This is a genomic window from Streptomyces sp. NPDC006602 (assembly GCF_042870385.1).
Taxonomy (GTDB): Bacteria; Actinomycetota; Actinomycetes; order Streptomycetales; family Streptomycetaceae; genus Streptomyces.
The window spans coordinates 64,241-81,214 of sequence record NZ_JBIAHG010000025.1 but is presented as its reverse complement, the minus strand read 5'-3'; the positions used below and the strand labels follow the sequence as shown (position 1 = coordinate 81,214).

Below are 16,974 nucleotides of genomic sequence, written 5' to 3'. Positions count from 1 at the left end.
TCATCCGATCACTCGCTCAACTTTCTTTGCTGTACGCCCCGTTGACAGTAACTAACGGTCCATCGGACCATCAGACATCCGATGAATGGGAGCCGCTCATGAGTACGTATCCAAGACGGCAGGTTCTGGGGGCCGTGACGGGTGTGACAGCCGTGGCCGCTCTTCCCATCGCCCTGGGTACCCAGGCGCAGGCCGCAGAGCCGGTCGCCGGGCAGGCGGGGCAGTGGGTTCCCGTTCCCGACCCGGTACCCGTCCCGCTCGACGCCCTCTTCGACAACGACGGCATCGACACCGCCACCGCACGCGGCGGCGACTTCGACGGCTCGGGCTACACGTTCCCGGGCGAGGAACTCCCCGCCGGCCGGGTCGAGGTCGACGGCGTCCCCTTCCTCTTCCCGTCGTCCGCCGCGGGCGCCAAGAACAACGTGGTCGCGCTCGGCCAGCGCCTCGAGCTGCCCAAGGGCCGCTATCTGTCGGCCCTGTTCCTCACGGCGGGCAGCTACGGCAACGCCTCCGGTGCGGCCACCGTGCACTATGCGGACGGTTCGAGCACGACCGCCGGACTCGGCGGTTCCGACTGGTACTCGGGGGGCGGCTCACTGTCGGCCGCGTACCGCTACGCGCCGGACGGCACCAAGGACGAGCACCGCGTCGGGATCGGCACCTCGGAGTTGTGGATGGATCCTCGACGGGAGGCGATCGCGCTCACGCTGCCGACGACCAACCCGGCGGAGGCCGGCAAGTCGTCCCTGCACGTCTTCGCGCTCTCCCTCCAACCGGTCGCCCAGGGGCGGGCACTGGCACTGCGGGACGCGCACTCCACGAACTCGCTGCTGGAGTCCACGGGCGCCCAGAGCGTCGAGGCCACCGTCGTCAACGCGGGCACGGTCGCCGTCCTGGCGGCCGACGACGTGTCGGTGGGCGTGGAGGTGCCCGGAGCCCGCACCGTCGAGCCCGCCCGCGTCCGCCGCCTCGACCCCGGTGAGCAGTCCCGCGTCCGCGTCGGCATCCGCAACCGCACCGGCACCGCGCCCGGCACCACGCAGGACGGCACGGTGACCGTCAGCGGACGGGGCGCGCAAGTCGCCTCCAGGAAAAACAAGTTGACCCTCGGTGTCGCCGACTACCAGCCCACCGACGCTTCGCTCACCGGCCATCAGGCGCCGTACTGGTTCCAGGGCGCCAAGTTCGGCATCTTCATCCACTGGGGCGTCTACTCGGTGCCCGCCTGGTCGCCCGTCGGCAAGCAGTACGCCGAGTGGTACTGGAACCACATGCAGGACCCGGCGAACGCCGTCTACGCCTACCACCGGGAGAAGTACGGCGAAGACTTCGCCTACGACGACTTCATCCCCCAGTTCACCGCGGAGAGGTTCGATCCACGGGCGTGGGTGGAGCTGTTCCGGGACGCGGGCGCGCAGTACCACGTGCTGACGTCGAAACACCATGAGGGCTTCGCCCTGTGGGACACGAAGGTCTCCGACCGCAACTCCGTGAAGATGGGACCGAGGCGCGACCTGATCAAGGAGCTCTTCGACGCCTCCAGGCGCTACACGCCCGAACTCCACCGCGGCCTGTACTTCTCCATGCCCGAGTGGTTCAACCCGGACACCCCGTGGATGGGCCACGCCCCGCGCAACCCGTACACCCTTCAGCCGGAGCCGTACACCGGATACACCGCGGGCAAGGATTTTGTGCGGGACTATCAGGCCCCGCAGATGCTGGAGCTGATCCACGGCTACGACCCGCAGCTCATCTGGTGCGACATCGGCGGTGCCAACGACAGCCTCCGTGTGCTCGCGGAGTACTTCAACCACGCCAAGAACCGCCGCCGGCCCATCGAGGTGACCGTCAACGATCGCTCGGGCATCGGCTTCCACGACTTCACGACCCCCGAATACACGACGTACGAGAACACGGTCGTCGCGAAGTGGGAGTCCAGCCGCGGCCTCGACCCCTTCAGCTACGGCTACAACCAGGCGACGCCCGACGACGCCTACATGACGACCGAGGAGGTCGTGCACAGCCTGGTCGACATCGTCTCCAAGAACGGCAACTTCCTCCTCGACATCGGGCCGCGTGCCGACGGCACCATCCCGGAGATCATGCAGACCCGGCTGCGTGAGACGGGCCGCTGGCTGCGCACCAACGGCGAGGCGATCTACGACACGACGTACTGGTCCCGCATGGCACAGCTGGGCGAGGACCTGCGGTTCACGGTCCGGCAGAACGAGGCGTTCTACATCCACTCGCTGGCCCGGCCGGGCGCGAAGCTCACCGTCGAGGCCCCGGTGCCGATCCGCGGAGGCGACAAGGTGACGATGCTCGGCCACGACCGCCCGCTGACCTGGACGGTCAACAACGGCTCGCTCGTGATCGACGTACCCGAGTCGGCCCGGGGGGCGGGGCAGTACGTGTGGGTGTTCAAGGTGGAGTGGCAGGGTTGAAGTTCCCCGTGATCGTGGACAGCGGGTGGTTACGCTGCGGGGGCGAACGACCGCTCAACCATTCACGCGTCGCCGACAGGGACCGGCAGTCAAGAGCCCTTGGGGAAGGCGCAGTCCGGGTGCCTCCCGGGCTTATTGTTCGGCTGCCTCCGCATGGCGGTCGCTGTCCATCGTCGGTGCTCCAGTGACGGCCCGGCATCCACGCACCCGACGGGACAGCAGCCGCTTGCCTGTGTCGTCGATCAGCACGCAGTGGTGATGGGTCTTCCCGGCGTCGATGCCAAGCCCAGATCACTGTCACTCGCTTCTCCGGCGGTCGTACTCGTACAGGTACCACGGACGACCTCGCGGTCGAGTCCCTACTGAGCGATCAGTGCCGCAATTCCTAATGAGCAGCTTCGTCGTCGTGGGGGCCGGGCGGCGAATCCTGGGCAGCCACAGACGGCAGAGAACTGAAAGCCACACCCGCACCCCCTGGGTGAGCCAACCCTACGAATGGCTCGCTCATCCCGATCAACAAGGTAGGGAGAACTGAGTGGCCGTTTGACAGCCTGGCATGGCCTACGCCGACTTCAGGCCCCGGTACTGCGAATGTATGGTGTCGCGGTGGCATGCCTCTTGCGGTCTTTGCCGCCTTCCACTTCACTGTGCGCGTCTTCTGGTTCTTGGTTTCCCGCTGTTCGGATGCAGCGCACCCCATCGTGCGGGTCTGTGCTGCGCGCTCACACCGAAGGGAGCAGTCGCGATGGGTGAGCATCAGTTCGGTCGCTTGCAGATCCCTGAGGAAACCCAGCTCCAACGGCCTTTGCCAGGAGAGGGCTCGACCGCTGATCTGACTGCAAGCCGTACTGCCGACGCGCGGTACGAGATCTACTGGGTCCCCTTCCCGTTCCGGGGACGGCACGGGCCCAGCAAGGATGCGTGAACTTCTTCACGGCGGCGCCGCCCCCCACCAGTTCCCTCGACAACCAGAGGAGCGCGACTCCATTAAGGCCTTGCTGAGGCGGCGGGTTCCGCAGCGTGAGGTTCCCCCGCTGCGCGGGAGTGGCTGACTAGGGCCTGTCCGGCGGATCTTGCCGGACAGGCCCCTGGTCCCTGGGGAAGGCTCAGCGTTTGAGCGTGAAGGTGAAGTCGCCGGAGAGCTTGCCGCTTAGCCGGACTGCCGACACGAGTTTCCCCTCCGTGATCAGTTTCTCGACCTCGGCCCGCGAAAGACCGCAACCTTCAGCGATCAATCGCGCCGGCCGGACAGGGATCCGCGCCGCAAAGCGGACCGAGACGTCGATCGCCTCGCGGTCCAGGTGGTCCGATCCGCCGGTGTCGAGGCGCCAGGCGTTGTCCCAGTCGAGGGCGATGCGATTACGGCGCCGCACGGCCGGATCCTGGAGCAACTCGGCTGTCAGGCCAAGGTCGTTGGCGTGCAGGCGGTCCAACAGCTCAGGCCGTACGGAGCGCACATTCACCCGCTCCAGGACCGTGAGCTTCGCGGTCTCCCCGCAAGACATACAGAGCACGAGGAGCCAGGCGTCGAGGAGCTTGTGGTGTGCGTTGACGCGAAACTTACCGTTTGCCCGGAAGCGTTCGGACGCGCACGTGTGGCAACGGCGGAGGACGAGAGGCAGGCAGGTGGGCATGACAACCCAGTTGTTGAGCACAGAAGTACACCGGTTTCAGTGAGAAGACCGCAGCAGAAAGGAGCGCGGCGCACATGTGCGACGCGCGACGAATCAGCACTCGGGAGGTCTCACAGGGTGTACAACGGCACGTCCTTGCCTAGACGACTGGTTCGGCAGCACGGTAACGGCGCATAGCGGCGCTGCTCCACTGGATTTTCGGGCGCCTCACCGCCAGGTTCTGGCCGGCGGATCATGGGCGGAGCCAGAGTCGGATCGAGGCAATGGTGACGGTGCCGTGGAAGACGTAGGCGCGCTTGTCGAACCTCGTCGCGACGGCCCGGAAGTTCTTGAGGGCGTTGATCGTCCGCTCAACTTCGTTCCTCCGCTTGTAGATCGTCTTGTCGAAGCCGGCGGGCCGACCGCCCCTGCTGCCCCTTCGCTGCGCATAGGCGGCAGAATCCACGATCTGAGCAGCTGGTGTCGTCATGCCCGTCATCCTGCCTGCCACCACTGACAACACCCCGGGCGAGCTGCCGCCCGGATCCCTGCCGAGGGGCTGCGGCCGGTCCTGAGCGTTGGGTTGCCAGATCACCGGCTCGCTGCTCACCAGCCGTGCCGAACGCATGCACCGGTCTCGCGACAAGCAGATCGAAGCGTGTGCCGCCATCCTGGCTGGACCCGGCCGCCGCAGCGGTCGGGCGCACCCGGGCAACCGCCTACTGAGGCTTGGTCGCGATCTGGATCAGGTTGCCGCAGGTGTCGTCGAAGACGGCGGTGGTGACGGGGCCCATCTCCAGGGGCTCCTGGGTGAAGCGGACGCCGAGGCCGCGCAGGCGCTGGTACTCCGCGTTCACGTCGTCGACGGCGAACTGGGCGAGTGGGATGCCGTCCATGACCAGCGTGTCGCGGTAGGTCTTGACGGCCGGGTGGCCGGCGGGCTCGAGTAGCAGTTCGGTGCCGTCGGGCTCGTCGGGCGAGACGACGGTCAGCCACCGGTCCTCTTCGCCCACGGGGACGTCGTGCTTCTTCACGAAGCCGAGGACCTCGGTGTAGAAGTGCTCGGCCTTGGCCTGGTCGTCGACGAAGACGCTGGTCAGGTGGATCTTCATGGTGTGCTCTGCTCCGGTCCGGATGTGTTGCGCACGGGCCATCGCTCGGCGATCTGTCGCAGCGGGTCTGTGTTGAGGTCGTGAAACTTGTAGCGGCCCTCTCGCCTGGTCTCGACGAGCCCGGCGCCCTCGAGCACGGCAAGGTGCTGGGAGACCGCCTGGCGTGAGATGCCGAGCTGGTGCTTCATGCTCAGTCGGGAGCAGATCTCGAACAGTGTCTGTCCGGACTTCTCCGTGAGCTCGTCGAGGATGGTGCGGCGGGTGGGGTCGGCCAAGGCTCTGAAAAGGTCATCGGCCACAACCACTTGATAGGCAAGTGTTCACTTGCCTATCAAGTGGGAGATGCTACGGCGCCCCGAGGTGGCCCCGTCCAGCCCCCTTCGCGAGCGCACTCAATCGTCCGCACTCAATCGTCGGTGACATGGGCGCGCACGGCCGGAGGGCTCGTCTCACCGCTGCGTGGATGCTTGGGGCTTCCGGCACGGGGGAGGGCTCCGGCAGAGGTGGCCAGAGCCGGCACCGGTTCCGAATCGGGCGACCTGGGGTCGGCGGGAGCGTGACCGCTGCCCTTCGGCTCCCGCCGACGAGGCCCCGGGCGTATTCGTAGCCTCAGCGCCAGTCGGGTACGCCCGCGACGGGCGGCAGGTGGGCTTCGATCTTCGCTCGCACCTCCCGCATCACGGAGACGATGCGGACCTCGTGTTCCCGGGTCAGCCGGGCTACCGGGACCGAGCAGCTGATGGCGTCGGTGGCCGGTGCGTCGTACCGCAGGGCGAAGCCGAAGCCGGCGATACCGGTCACCGTCTCCTCGCGGTCGATGGAGTAACCGCGTTCGCGCACCTGGGCCAGGTCGGAGAGCAGCGCGGCACGGTCGGTGAGCGTGTTCTCCGTGAGGGTCGTCAACGGCCCGTCCGGGATCGGCAGTTCGTCGTCGGGGCGCTCGGCGAGCAGCGCCTTGCCGAGGGCGCCGGCATGGGCAGGGACGCGGCGGCCGACGCGGCTGATGGTGCGCAGGTACTCGTGGGACTCACGAGTGGCGAGGTAGACGACGTCGGGGCCGTCGAGCCGTGCCAGGTGGATCGTCTCTCCGAGCGCGTCCGACGCCTCGTCGAGGTACGGCCGGACCGCACGGATGCGCCGGTCGCCGTCGAGATAGCTGGTGCCGGTGAGCAGGGCGCGGATGCCGATGCCGTAGAGGGAGCCGGTGGCGTCGGTGCGGACCCATCCGCAGTCGACCAGGGTCTGGAGCAGCTGGTACATGCTGCTGCGCGGCACGCCCAGTTCCTCCGCGAGCTGGTCCAGGCGCGAGGGGTGCTCGCCCCGCGCGGCGAGCAGTTCCAGCAGCGCGACGGTCCGGGCCGCCGACTTCACACCGCGGACACCTCTCACCTCCGACATGGGCCCATCGTAAATCCGCGTCAATCCGGGTCTGCCCGACCATTGACCGACTTCGTTCACCAATCTAACCTCCATCTGCATACGTAGACGCCATCTGCATACAGGGATGAGACATGACAGGGATCAGCGCGGAGGTCGCAGGGGTCGCCCAGCGACTCCGTGACGGCATGGCGAGCGGGGTGCTGTCCTTCCCCCTCACGAGCTTCCGGACCGACGGCAGCCTCGACCTGGACGCCTACCGGGCGTACCTGGCCGACCGGTTGGCCACCGCACCCGGCGCGGTGTTCCCGGCCTGCGGGACCGGAGAGTTCTTCTCGCTGGACGAGGACGAGTACCGGGCGGTCGTGCGGACCACCGTCGAGGTCGCCGACGGACGGTTGCCGGTGGTGGCGGGCATCGGCTACGGCTGGGCGCAGGCGCTGCGCTTCGCCCGTATCGCGGAGGAAGCCGGCGCGGACGCCGCGCTGGTACTGCCCCACTACCTGGTCGGGGCCCCGCAGGACGGTCTGGTGGAACAGCTGCGCCGGATCGCCGAAGGCACCCGGCTGCCACTCATCGCCTACCAGCGCGGCCAGGTCGCGTTCACCGCCGACGGCCTGCGCCGGATCGAGCGCATCCCGACCGTCATCGGCCTCAAGGACGGCCACAGTGACCTCGACCGGCTCCAGCGCCTCACGCTCGCCGCCCCCGAGGACTTCCTCTTCTTCAACGGCGCCGCCACCGCCGAGATCCAGGCCCGCGCCTACGCCACCGTCGGCGTCCCCGCCTACTCCTCCGCCGTCCACGCCTTCGCCCCCGAGATCGCGAACGCCTTCTTCGCCGCGCTGCGGGACGGGGACGACGCGGGCGTGACCAAGCTCCTGCGTGAGTTCTACGTCCCGCTGGTCGAACTACGTGACCGGGTGCCGGGCTACGCCGTCTCCCTGGTCAAGGCCGCCGCCCGGCTGCGCGGCTTCCCCGTCGGGCCGGTTCGCGCCCCGCTCACCGACCCCGGCGCGACCGACCTCGCCGACCTGGAGAAGGTGCTGGACCACGGCCTGAGCCTGGTCGACGCCCTACGACGACCCGCTTGACGAACAGGGGCACCCCTCGCGCCCGTCCGACGAGCCCCGCGGGTGCGCACGTCGTGCCCGCACGATGACCGATGTCCAGGACCGGACGGATGTCCCGGACCGGGCCGGGTGCAGAGAAGCCTGTGGTCCCCAGCAGCCCCCGGGCCGCCACCCAACCGTCTCTCCTCGCTCCTCCCGTGGGCCGGTACGGCGACAGTCCGCCGCCGTAAACCGCCCACACCACCCCTCCCGCACAGCCACGCGGCAGCGCCCTGCCGCTCCTCCGTGGCGTGCTGCCGATCACGCCGCACACCGATCGGACCGCCCCCACAGTCGGCGCCGCCTCCGACTGCTCACTCAACAGTTCAAAGGGGAACTGCATGCCTCTCCTCGTAGTCGGGATCAGCGTTCTGGTTCTGCTTCTCCTCATGACCAGGCTGAGGCTCAACGGCTTCGCGGCCCTCCTGCTCGTGGCGGTCGGTGTCGCACTGGTCCGGGGAATCCCGGTGGCCACCATCCCCGACGTCCTCTCCGAAGGCATCGGGGACCAGATCGGTGACACCATGCTCACCATCGGACTCGGCGCCATGGTCGGCCGTGTCATGGGAGACTCCGGCGCCGCACAGCGGATAGCCGGCAAGCTCCTCGACGCCTTCGGCCCGCGTTGGGTCCAGGTGGCCATGGTGGTCACGGCCATGCTGATCGGCGTGACCATGTTCTACGAGGTCGCTTTCATCATCATCGTGCCGATCGCGTTCACCCTGGTCAGGGTCACCGGAACGAAGCTGCTGTGGGTCGGCCTGCCGATGTCCATCGCCCTGTCCACCATGCACAGCTTCCTGCCGCCGCACCCCGGCCCCACCGCCGTCGCCGCCACCTTCCACGCCTCCGTCGGACTGACGCTCTTCTACGGTCTGTTCATCGCCATTCCCGCCGGCGCGCTCATCGCCCTCACCTGGCCCCGCCTTCCGTTCATCAAGGCGATGAACCCCTCCATCCCCAAGGGCCTGGTCAGCGAGCGCGAGTTCACCGACGAGGAGATGCCCGCACTGGGCTGGTCGCTGTTCGTGGCGCTCTTCCCCGTGGCGCTGATCGTGGCCGCCGCCGTGACCGACATGGCCACCTCCGGCGAGAGCCCGTTCCTGCACTTCGTCGCCTTCATCGGCTCGGCACCGATCGCGCTGCTGCTGACGCTGTGCCTGGCCATCTGGGCGTTCGGGCCGCGGATCGGCCGAAGCCTGGAGGACGTCGGCGCCTCCTGCACCTCGGCGGCCCAGGCGATGGCGATGATCCTCCTGGTGATCGGCGCCGGCGGGGCCTTCAAGAACGTCCTCGTCGAAGGCGGGATCTCCGACTACATCAAGGACGCCACGGACGGCTGGTCCATCTCGCCGATCGTCCTTGCCTGGCTCGTCGCCGTCATCCTCCGCATAGCGCTCGGCTCTGCGACGGTCGCCGTCGTCACGGCCTCCGGCGTGGTGCTGCCGCTCCTGGCGGGCAGCGGGGTCCACCCGGAGATGATGGTGCTTGCCGTCGCCTGCGGTTCCATCGCGTGCTCCCACGTCAACGACCCCGGTTTCTGGCTGTTCAAGGAGTACTTCAACCTCTCAGTCATCGAAGCGATCAAGGTGCGTACCACGTATACGACGGTGCTCGCCGTCCTCGGCCTGGGGGGCGTCCTGGTGGCCGAGTGGGCCCTCGACGTCCTCAGCCTGTAACCCGACTCATCCATGACACAAGGGACTTCGACCATCATGAGCAGTCAGCCGACCGTCACCGAGTTCGCCGTCTACCCCGTCGCCGGCCGCGACTGCATGGAGCTGAACCTCTCCGGCGCCCACGGCCCGTACTTCACCCGCAACGTCGTCGTCCTCAAGGACTCCGAGGGCCGTACGGGACTGGGGGAGGTGCCCGGCGGCGAGAAGATCACCCAGACCCTCCGGGACGCCGAACCCCTCGTCCTCGGGGCGAAGGTGGGCGACTACAAGCGCGTCCTGCGCGAGATCGGCGACCGTTTCGCCGACCGCGACGCCGGTGGTCGGGGCGCCCAGACCTTCGACCTGCGGACCACCGTCCACACGGTCACCGCCGTCGAGTCGGCGCTGCTCGACCTCCTCGGGCAGCACCTCGACGTCCCTGTCGCCGCGCTCCTGGGCGACGGCCAACAGCGGGACGCCGTACGCGTGTTGGGCTATCTCTTCTACGTCGGCGACCCGGACCGCACCGACCTGGAGTACGTCCGCGAACCGGACTCCCCTGTGGAGTGGTACCGCATCCGGCACGAGGAGGCCCTGACCCCGGAGGCGATCGTCCGTCAGGCCGAGGCGGCCTACGATCACTATGGGTTCCGGGACTTCAAGCTCAAGGGGGGTGTCCTGGAGGGTGCCGCGGAGGTGGCGGCCGTACGCGCCCTCAAGGACCGCTTCCCCGAGGCCCGGATCACCCTCGACCCGAACGGCGCGTGGTCACTGCGCGAGGCGATCGAGCTGTGCCGACCCCTGGTCGGCACGCTCGCCTACGCCGAGGACCCCTGCGGAGCCGAAGGCGGCTACTCCGGACGGGAGATCCTCGCCGAGTTCCGCCGCGCCACCGGCCTTCCCACCGCAACCAACATGATCGCCACCGACTGGCGCCAGATGACCCACGCCCTGGCCCTCCAGTCGGTCTCCATCCCGCTGGCCGACCCCCACTTCTGGACCATGCAGGGCTCCGTACGCGTGGCGCAACTGTGCAACGCCATGGGCCTGACCTGGGGCTGCCACTCCAACAACCACTTCGACATCTCCCTGGCCATGGTGACCCACTGCGGCGCCGCGGCCCCGGGCGAGTACAACGCCCTGGACACCCACTGGATCTGGCAGGAAGGGCTGGAACGGCTCACCACCGCCCCACCGCGCATCGTCGGGGGAGAGATCGCCGTCCCGGACGGCCCGGGACTGGGCGTCCGCCTCGACATGGACCGGCTCCTCGCGGCCCACGACCTCTACCGGGAAAAGGCGTTGGGGGCACGCGACGATGCCGTCACCATGCAACACCTCATTCCTGGCTGGAAGTTCGACAGCAAGCGCCCCTGCCTGGTGCGATAGACACCTGCCGAGTACCCGTACGTCGTTCCGGCATGGTGGCCGGCCGGGCCGACCCCGTTTTTTGTCTTGCGGTCCGGTCAGCCAGAGCTCCTCGGCCTGCCCGAGGGCATGGGCACGTATCGCTGGAACTGAGCCCCCGAAGTCCGAGGAGCACCCGGACCGTCCACCTCCCCGAGATACTCCGCCCGGAGTCGCGCCCACACTTGTCCAGTCAGCGCACAAGGAACCAGGCGGCTCCTCGGCGGCCGGCCACGGCTTCGAAGCCGCTGTGTCAGTCCCTCCCATCCACATCGGCGCAGCCTTGCTCGGCCACCTCGATGTTCAGACCACCCGCGGCTACGTAGCCGTCTTCGACGAGGACGTCATCGCCCACTACACCGAGTTCCTCGACCGCCGCCGGGCCATGCGACCGCCGGCGGAATACCGGCTGCCAACCGGCGAAGAGTGGAGCGACTTCCAGGAACACTTCGACAAGCGCAAGGTCGAGCTCGGCTCCTGCGGACGCCCCTACGGCACGCCCTGCGCGCACGAGCGCGCGTGCATCCGCTGCCCGATGCTGTCGATCAACCGCAAGATGCTGCCCCGCCTCGACGAGCTGGAGGCCGACGTGCTGGCCCGCCGCCAACGAGCGGTCGACAAGGGCTGGCGTGGTGAGGTCGAAGGACTCGACCTCACCCTGAGGTTCCTGCGCAGCAAGCGAGCCCAGGGCCACCGCACCGCCAGGATGGGCAGGGTGGACCTGGGTATGCCCACCCTGCCCCGGCAGCAGGTCGGCTCTAGGCGGCCCACTGGCTGATCGCCTTGGCGCTCTCAACCTGACGAGCGGTCTCGCCGGACAGGTCGGCGGTGAGCGTGCGCTGCTGCGCGCTACAGGCCCGTGGCACCGTTCGATGAGGGCGCCGGATCGATCCGCATCGTCGCGGCGTGTGCCGCGGGGCTCGCGGCGAGGACGCCGGCCGCCTGTCCGTACTTGTTCCGGTAGGCGGCGTCGATCTCGGAGGTGGGCCTGGTGTCACGGGTTTCCAGGAGGACGTCGCGGGTGACGGCCCCCACCCGGATCTGTCCGTGGCTGTGCTTCTGGGCCGCCTGGTACCAGCGGGAGCGGCCCCCTCGGTAGGCGCGGACATACAGCTCGCCACCAACCAGGACCATACCGATCTCCACGCCAAGGTGACCGTCGTCCCCGGCGGATAGGACGAGGGATTCGGACCCGGTGAAAAGGGCGAGATCCTCGGGTGTCCAGGTGGTCATCGCGGCACGTCCTCCGTCCGGTCGGTGCTCGGTTGCTGGGTGGTCCATGAGGTGAGGATGCGCAGGGCGTCGTGGGAGGGGCTGCCGGGTTCGGCGGTCAGGATCATCAGGCGCTGTCCGGAGCCATCGGGGCTGGTCCAGGTGTCGCAGTCGAGAGTGAGGTCGCCCACCAGGTGGTGGCGGTAGTGCTTGGTGCTGTAGCTGGCACTGTTGACGCGGTGTTCGGCCCACCAGGTGCGGAAGTCGGGGTCCTGGAGGGACACTTCGCCGACGAGCTGGGCGAGGTCGGGATCGTCGGGGTCGGCCGCGGCCTCCATACGCAGCGCGGCGACGGCTTCCCGGGCGTCGTGGGCCCAGTCCTGGTGCAGCTGCCGGACCACCGGGTTCGTGAACAGCAGCCGCATGTAGTTGCGCCGGTTCGCCGGGAGGGCGGCGAAGTCGGTGTAGAGGGCTACGGCTGCGGGGTTCCAGGCCAGGATGTCAAGGCGTTTGCCAAGCACGAGCGCGGGGGTTTCGATGAGCTGGTCGAGCAGACGCCGCATGGCGGGACGCAGGCGCTGGGCGGGTCGGCGGCGGCGCGGGCGGGCGTCGCTTCGGCCGGCGAGTTCGTAGAGGTAGGTCTCCTGGTCGCCGTCGAGGCGCAGGGCGCGGGCCAGGGTGGTTAGCACGGGTACCGATGCCCGGACGCGGCCCTGTTCCAGTCGTGTGTAGTAGTCCACGCTGATGGCGGCGAGCTGGGCGACCTCCTCGCGGCGCAGTCCGGCGACTCTGCGTGCGGAGTCCGGCTCGGGAAGGCCGCACTCCTGCGGTGTCAGCTGGGCCCGGCGGGCCTTGAGGAAGGCGCCCAGCGCCCGGGAGTCGGAGTCTGCAGTCATGCTCTTAAGTGTCATTGCGCCGCGACGGTCACGGCACATTTGTGAGGGGGCAAGTTCTTTCCCAGGCAGAAACCTGGCTCTCCCGCTCGTAGGGAGACTGACAGAACGTGGATGTGTGCCCGGCAGGGTGCGGGCCCCCGGAGTCCGCCGCGCCTGTGCGTTACGACACGTCATCACGTCCCAGGGAGAGTTCCTCATGGCCCAGACCACCGTCAGCTTCGATAGCGCCGGCATCCCGCTCGCCGGCCACCTCTACACCCCCGACACTCCGGCGTCGGGTCCGTGGCCGGCGCTAGTGGTCGGTCACCCCGGCACCAGCGTGAAGGAGCAGACCTCCGGCACCTACGCGCAGCGGATGGCCGAGCGCGGGTTCGTCACCCTCGCCTTCGACGCCGCCTACCAGGGCGAGTCCGGCGGCCTACCCCGTGGCCTGGAAGACCCCGCCCAGCGGGTGGAGGACTTCAAGGCCGCCGTCTCCTACCTCACCACCCGCGACGACGTCGACGCCGACCGCGTCGGCCTGCTGGGCATCTGTGCCTCCGGCAGCTACTCGCTGGCCGCCACCGGCGGCGACCACCGCGTCAAGGCCGTGGCCACCGTGTCCACCGCCGAGCCCGCCCGCCAGTTCCGTCTCGGCGCCGACGGCACCCAGGACCCGGCCGTCTTCCAGGCCCTGCTGGACACTGCCGCAGCGGCCCGCAGCGCCGCCGCACGCGGCGAGGACCCCGGCACGATGACAATGTTCCCAGAGACTGCCGAGCAGGCCCGCACGCTTGGCGGCCAGCACGGTGTCGAAGGCTTCGAGTATTACTGCACCCCGCGCGGCCAGCACGAACGCTCCGCGAAGACCCTCGCCTGGGAGAGCATCGACAGGATGGCCTTCCACGACGCCTTCTTCGCGGTCCCGCTGATCGGTCCCCGCCCCCTCCTCCAGATCATCGGCGAACGCGCCGTCACCGCCTGGATGGCCGTCGAGGCCCACCAGCGCGCCACCGGCCCCAAGGAAATCCACTGGATCAAGGGCGCCAGTCACGTCGACCTCTACGACAAGAAGGAGTACATCGACCTCGCCATCGACAAGCTCACCTACTTCTACACCACCCACCTCATCACCGGCTGAGGAGCACTCCTCTGCGGTGGATAAGGACCTCGAGGGCGTACGATCTGCGCGCCCTCTCGGCGAGCCGCCTGATTACACGAGGTCGCCAGTTTCACACCCCTCCACGGCCGCCGTGGAGGGGTACTCATCCCAGGTCCGGCCATCGAGTAGACGGCCGCCTGCCTTCGGGGCCAGCCCGCCGACCTGCTTGAAGAACAGGGCCACCCGGAGATCGACACACCGGTCTCGAATGTCGCGGACCCAGGCCAAGTCCAGCGATCGGTGAGCCGAGCCGCTCTCGCCGCCGACGATCACCCAGTCGATCCCCGACAGCTCCAGGGACGGCACCGGCCCCTGGCGCACGCCGCCTGATCACTGCGCCGGTCGGCCCCCGGCAGTTGAACAAGGTCCGCGTCCCGCGTCTGGGACCGGGAGACCGCGCACCCGGCCCGATCGCGTGCGCGCGGACAAGTCCGCCACACCCACGACCTGGTCCGCCAGTTCGCCGGCATGCTCGACGCCCGCGATGCCGCACCGCTGCCCGGCTGGCTCGACCAGCTCGCTTCCAGCGGGCTGGCACCCCTCGCCGGCATTGCCACAGCCCTGCGCGAAGACCAGCAGGCGGTCGCCCAGGGGATCACCACGCCCTACAACTCCGGGGGCCTGCGTGGTCAGCAGCCGGTCCCGGTGTCCATTGCGTCAGGTCGTGCGCCTCGCGGAGTGCTCGCGCGGCGCGGCACCGATCACCTCGGTGGCCTCGGTCTCGATCAGCTCAGGGAGCATGCACCGCCATCGGACGCACGCCCCGGGCAGACGCCCGCGCGTTCCGGGACCCTGCCCGGCTACACCACTTCATGGGACGCGAGCCCAGGTGCCGGCGCAGCGAGAAATCCCCTTGCGCAATGGTCAAGAGTCGTTGACCATTGCTCGCATGCCTGCCGATGAGCTTCCCGAGACGTTTCACGTCACCACGGACGAGCAGTTACGCGCCGTCTCCAATCTCACGCGTCACCGGATCATGGCCGTGCTCCGCTTCGAGCCGGCGACGATTACGCAGATCGCCGAGCGGGTGGGCCTTGCGAAGGGGAGTTCCAGCTATCACGTGCGGCTGCTGGAGCGGGCCGGCTTGGTGAAGGTGGTGCGGACGCGGAAGGTGCGGGGGGTCACCGAGCGGTACTACGCGATGGCCGCGCGGGCGATCGTGCTGCCGGACCCGGGCGAGGGAGGGCCGGATGTGCTGATGCGGCATGCGGTGGCGGATCTGGAGGCGTCGCCGGTGGATGGCGAGCGGCATGTACGGATGGCGCATCTTCGGCTCACCGAGGAGCAGTTCGCGCAGCTGGGGGCGCGGCTGCAGGCACTGGCGGACGAGTACCGGGAGCTGTCCGATCCGTCGCTGCCGGACGCGTCACTCGTCTTCGCACTGTTCCACCCGGCACCGCGCGACCAGGCGGACGGGGACGCCAAGTGACCTCAGACGTTCGAAAGTTCCCGACCGGGTTCGGACGGCTGTGGACTGCGCAGACGGTGTCCTCGCTCGGTGACGGGGTGTCGCATGCCGCGCTGCCCCTGCTCGCGTTGACATTGACGCGGGATCCGATGGCGCTCGCCGTCGTCACGGCCGCGGGGACGCTGCCGTGGCTGCTCTTCGGGGTGCTCGGCGGTGCGCTGGTGGACCGCTGGGACCGCCGACGCACGATGTGGGTCGCGGACACGGCTCGCGCGGTGCTGCTCGCGATACCGGCGGCGGCGGCCGTGCTTGACGTGCTGAGCATTCCGTTGCTCGCGGCCGTCGCCTTCCTGCTCGGCCTCGGCGGACTCTTCTTCGATACGGCCGCCACGGCCTATCTGCCGGATCTGCTCCGCCGCGACCCCGCACTCTTGGAGCGCGCCAACTCCCGCTTGCGCGGCGCCCAGACCGCCATGTCCGGCTTCGCGGGGCCCCCTGCGGGCAGTGCGCTGCTCGCGCTCGGGCGGGCGGTTCCGCTGCTCGCCGATGCGGCGTCGTTCGTGCTCTCCGCACTGCTCGTTCGTACGCTGCCCGCCATGCCCCGGCCCGTGCCGGAGGTCCGCGAGTCGCTGCTTCGGCAGGCGCGGGCCGGGGCCTCGTACGTCTTCCGGGACCGGTTGCTGCTCGGGCTCGCGCTCCGCCCGGCGGTCGGGAACGTCGCCTTCCTCGCTGTGGAGACCGTCCTCGCCCTCTTCGCGCACGACCGCCTCGGCATCGACACCTACGGCTTCGGCCTGCTCCTCACGGCGGAGGCCACCGGCGGCCTGCTCGGTGCAGGCATCGCCTCCTACCTCGGCCGACGACTCGGCACCGGCACCGCACTGACTTGCACAGCCGCCGTCGAGGGGCTTGCCATCCTGGGCCTGGCCGCTGCCCCGAACCCGTACGTGGCCGGGCTGGCGCTCGCCGTCTGCGGGGCCGGCATGGGCGCCACGATGGTGCTCGGGCCCTCCCTCCGGCAGGCGATCGTCCCGGCCCACCTCATGGGCCGGGTCGCTTCCACCTCCCGCATGCTGGCCATGTGCGCCGCCCCCATCGGGGCCTTCCTCGGCGGCTGGCTGGCCACCACCTACGACATCCGCACCCCGCTCTACGCCGCCGCCGTCCTCCTCCTGGCGATGACGGCCATCACGGCATCCATGACCAGCAACCGCCGGGTCGAAGCGGCGCTGCGTGCCGCCGCCCCGGCCGACCGTCCAGATCACCCGGCATCCAAGGATCCCGCCCAGGAGAGTGCACCCGACTTGTTGTGACGCCTGCCGCGAAGGCGACACAACAAGTCGGGAGCCAGGCCCCGCGGGGCGCAATGAGAGGCCCGGTCGGTCGGGTGTGCTGGCCGTCATCCTCATCGTCCTCGGCGTCCGGATCCCGGGACGAACTCCTGCCCGGCCACCTCTGCCCAGGCGTGTGCTCTCAGCCGTGCTGGTTGAGAGCACGGGTCAGGTCCCGGTTCGCCGCCCGTGCAGTGTCGAGTTCGGCCCGCCGTTCCTCCAGGGACCGGGCCAGCTCGACGGCGTGCTGTTCGAGGTAG

General features: G+C 69.1%; 16 protein-coding genes and 1 pseudogene. 8 read left to right on the top strand and 9 right to left on the bottom strand.

Going from position 1 to position 16,974, the window contains the following annotated elements; translation table 11 throughout:
• The first annotated feature begins 98 nt into the window (after positions 1 to 98).
• Positions 99 to 2,447, top strand: coding sequence for an alpha-L-fucosidase (locus ACFYO2_RS38110; protein WP_388358841.1), 2,349 nt, complete (start codon positions 99 to 101; stop codon positions 2,445 to 2,447).
• Positions 2,448 to 2,579: 132 nt separating this feature from the next.
• Here ACFYO2_RS38110 and ACFYO2_RS38105 read toward each other — a convergent pair whose 3' ends face one another.
• The 6 genes and pseudogenes from ACFYO2_RS38105 to ACFYO2_RS38080 all read right to left on the bottom strand — a co-directional run bounded on the left by ACFYO2_RS38105 (position 2,580) and on the right by ACFYO2_RS38080 (position 6,570).
• On the bottom strand, positions 2,580 to 2,696 hold the full coding sequence (locus ACFYO2_RS38105) for a hypothetical protein (protein ID WP_388358838.1): 117 nt from the start codon (positions 2,694 to 2,696) through the stop codon (positions 2,580 to 2,582).
• An 857-nt stretch (positions 2,697 to 3,553) separates the two neighbouring features.
• Positions 3,554 to 4,102, bottom strand: a complete 549-nt coding sequence (locus ACFYO2_RS38100; RefSeq protein ID WP_388358835.1) for a DUF1062 domain-containing protein — start codon at positions 4,100 to 4,102, stop codon at positions 3,554 to 3,556.
• 211 nt (positions 4,103 to 4,313) lie between these two features.
• Positions 4,314 to 4,508, bottom strand: a pseudogene (locus ACFYO2_RS38095) (IS5/IS1182 family transposase); the annotation flags it as partial.
• 271 nt (positions 4,509 to 4,779) lie between these two features.
• A complete protein-coding gene (locus tag ACFYO2_RS38090; RefSeq protein WP_388358834.1) occupies positions 4,780 to 5,172 on the bottom strand; it encodes a VOC family protein in 393 nt (130 codons plus the stop codon).
• A complete protein-coding gene (locus ACFYO2_RS38085) occupies positions 5,169 to 5,471 on the bottom strand; it encodes an ArsR/SmtB family transcription factor (protein ID WP_388358831.1) in 303 nt (100 codons plus the stop codon). The genes ACFYO2_RS38090 and ACFYO2_RS38085 overlap by 4 nt, the downstream gene beginning before the upstream one ends.
• A 310-nt stretch (positions 5,472 to 5,781) precedes the next feature.
• On the bottom strand, positions 5,782 to 6,570 hold the full coding sequence (locus ACFYO2_RS38080; protein ID WP_388358829.1) for an IclR family transcriptional regulator: 789 nt from the start codon (positions 6,568 to 6,570) through the stop codon (positions 5,782 to 5,784).
• A gap of 113 nt (positions 6,571 to 6,683) precedes the next feature.
• Here ACFYO2_RS38080 and ACFYO2_RS38075 point away from each other — a divergent pair, with 113 nt between their 5' ends.
• The 4 genes from ACFYO2_RS38075 to ACFYO2_RS38060 all read left to right on the top strand — a co-directional run bounded on the left by ACFYO2_RS38075 (position 6,684) and on the right by ACFYO2_RS38060 (position 11,504).
• Positions 6,684 to 7,643, top strand: a complete 960-nt coding sequence (locus ACFYO2_RS38075) for a 5-dehydro-4-deoxyglucarate dehydratase (protein WP_388358826.1) — start codon at positions 6,684 to 6,686, stop codon at positions 7,641 to 7,643.
• A gap of 359 nt (positions 7,644 to 8,002) precedes the next feature.
• The gene (locus ACFYO2_RS38070) at positions 8,003 to 9,340 is read left to right on the top strand and encodes a gluconate:H+ symporter (protein ID WP_388358823.1); all 1,338 of its coding nucleotides are present in this window, start codon (positions 8,003 to 8,005) and stop codon (positions 9,338 to 9,340) included.
• A 36-nt stretch (positions 9,341 to 9,376) separates the two neighbouring features.
• On the top strand, positions 9,377 to 10,708 hold the full coding sequence (locus ACFYO2_RS38065) for an enolase C-terminal domain-like protein (protein ID WP_388358820.1): 1,332 nt from the start codon (positions 9,377 to 9,379) through the stop codon (positions 10,706 to 10,708).
• Between the two features lie 268 nt (positions 10,709 to 10,976).
• Positions 10,977 to 11,504, top strand: a complete 528-nt coding sequence (locus tag ACFYO2_RS38060; RefSeq protein WP_388358817.1) for an integrase — start codon at positions 10,977 to 10,979, stop codon at positions 11,502 to 11,504.
• Between the two features lie 71 nt (positions 11,505 to 11,575).
• On the opposite strand, the gene ACFYO2_RS38055 is transcribed toward ACFYO2_RS38060, so the two are convergent.
• Together ACFYO2_RS38055 and ACFYO2_RS38050 are read right to left on the bottom strand one after the other, a co-directional pair.
• Positions 11,576 to 11,959 carry a DUF2255 family protein gene (locus ACFYO2_RS38055; protein WP_388358814.1) on the bottom strand — a complete coding sequence of 128 codons (384 nt, stop codon included), beginning with the start codon at positions 11,957 to 11,959 and terminating at the stop codon, positions 11,576 to 11,578.
• Positions 11,956 to 12,834 carry a helix-turn-helix domain-containing protein gene (locus tag ACFYO2_RS38050; protein WP_388358812.1) on the bottom strand — a complete coding sequence of 293 codons (879 nt, stop codon included), beginning with the start codon at positions 12,832 to 12,834 and terminating at the stop codon, positions 11,956 to 11,958. Before ACFYO2_RS38050 ends, ACFYO2_RS38055 begins: the two co-directional genes overlap by 4 nt.
• Before the next feature lie 196 nt (positions 12,835 to 13,030).
• On the opposite strand from ACFYO2_RS38050, the gene ACFYO2_RS38045 reads away from it, so the two are divergent.
• A complete protein-coding gene (locus tag ACFYO2_RS38045) occupies positions 13,031 to 13,954 on the top strand; it encodes an alpha/beta hydrolase (protein ID WP_388358809.1) in 924 nt (307 codons plus the stop codon).
• Positions 13,955 to 14,026: 72 nt separating this feature from the next.
• On the opposite strand, the gene ACFYO2_RS38040 is transcribed toward ACFYO2_RS38045, so the two are convergent.
• Positions 14,027 to 14,296: a DUF5131 family protein gene (locus tag ACFYO2_RS38040; RefSeq protein WP_388358806.1), complete on the bottom strand. Its 270-nt coding sequence runs from the start codon at positions 14,294 to 14,296 to the stop codon at positions 14,027 to 14,029.
• A 568-nt stretch (positions 14,297 to 14,864) separates the two neighbouring features.
• Between ACFYO2_RS38040 and ACFYO2_RS38035 the strand changes: the two genes are divergently transcribed.
• Together ACFYO2_RS38035 and ACFYO2_RS38030 are read left to right on the top strand one after the other, a co-directional pair.
• Complete coding sequence (locus ACFYO2_RS38035) at positions 14,865 to 15,404, top strand: ArsR/SmtB family transcription factor (RefSeq protein ID WP_388358803.1); 540 nt, start codon at positions 14,865 to 14,867, stop codon at positions 15,402 to 15,404.
• Positions 15,401 to 16,696, top strand: coding sequence for an MFS transporter (locus ACFYO2_RS38030; protein ID WP_388358800.1), 1,296 nt, complete (start codon positions 15,401 to 15,403; stop codon positions 16,694 to 16,696). The genes ACFYO2_RS38035 and ACFYO2_RS38030 overlap by 4 nt, the downstream gene beginning before the upstream one ends.
• Positions 16,697 to 16,974: the final 278 nt, after the last annotated feature.